Below are 1060 nucleotides of genomic sequence, written 5' to 3' on the forward strand. Positions count from 1 at the left end.
CGGCAACTACGAGAATCTGAACACCGACGACACGGCCACGGTCACCGTCAGCGACACCGTGGACACCACCACCGTCACCCTCGGCGACGTCTCCGTGGACGAAGGCGGCAACGCCACCATCACCGCCACCGTGGACAACGCCCCGCAGACCGACCTGACCCTGAACCTGAGCAACGGCGAGACCGTGACCATCGCGGCGGGCACCACCACCGGCAGCGCCACCTTCGCGGTCCAGGGCGACGACCCCTACGTGGACGGCGGCTCCTTTACCGTCGGCATCGATTCCGCGACCGGTGGCAACTACGAGAACCTGAACACCGACGACACGGCCACGGTGACCGTCAGCGACACCGTGGACACCACCACCGTGACGCTCGGCGACGTCAGCGTGGACGAGGGCGGCAACGCCACCATCACCGCCACGGTGGACAACGCGCCGCAGACCGACCTGACCCTGAACCTGAGCAACGGCGAAACCGTGACCATCGCGGCGGGCACCACCACCGGCAGCGCCACCTTCGCGGTGCAGGGCGACGACCCCTACGTGGACGGCGGCTCCTTTACCGTCGGCATCGATTCCACGACCGGCGGCAACTACGAAAATCTGAACACCGACGACACGGCCACGGTCACGGTCAGCGACACCACCGACACCACCACCGTGACGCTCGGCGACGTCAGCGTGGATGAGGGCGGCAACGCCACCATCACCGCCACCGTGGACAACGCCCCGCAGACCGACCTGACCCTGAACCTGAGCAACGGCGAGACCGTGACCATCGCGGCCGGTACCACCACCGGCAGCGCCACCTTCGCGGTCCAGGGCGACGACCCCTACGTGGACGGCGGCTCCTTTACCGTCGGCATCGATTCCGCGACCGGCGGCAACTACGAGAATCTGAACACCGACGACACGGCCACCGTGACCGTCAGCGACACCGTGGACACCACCACCGTGACCCTCGGCGACGTCTCCGTGGACGAGGGCGGCAACGCCACCATCACCGCCACGGTCGACAACGCCCCGCAGACCGACCTCACCCTGAACCTGAGCAACGGC

At 67.8% G+C, this 1060-nt stretch carries 1 protein-coding gene; it reads left to right on the forward strand.

Translation table 11 applies throughout. The features are described from left to right. Positions 1-1060 (forward strand): immunoglobulin-like domain-containing protein (locus tag PSN43_RS15915; RefSeq protein ID WP_272701724.1); only part of this gene is annotated, 1060 nt, incomplete at both ends.

Source organism: Desulfovibrio sp. Fe33 (assembly GCF_028532725.1).
Lineage (GTDB): Bacteria > Desulfobacterota > Desulfovibrionia > Desulfovibrionales > Desulfovibrionaceae > Pseudodesulfovibrio.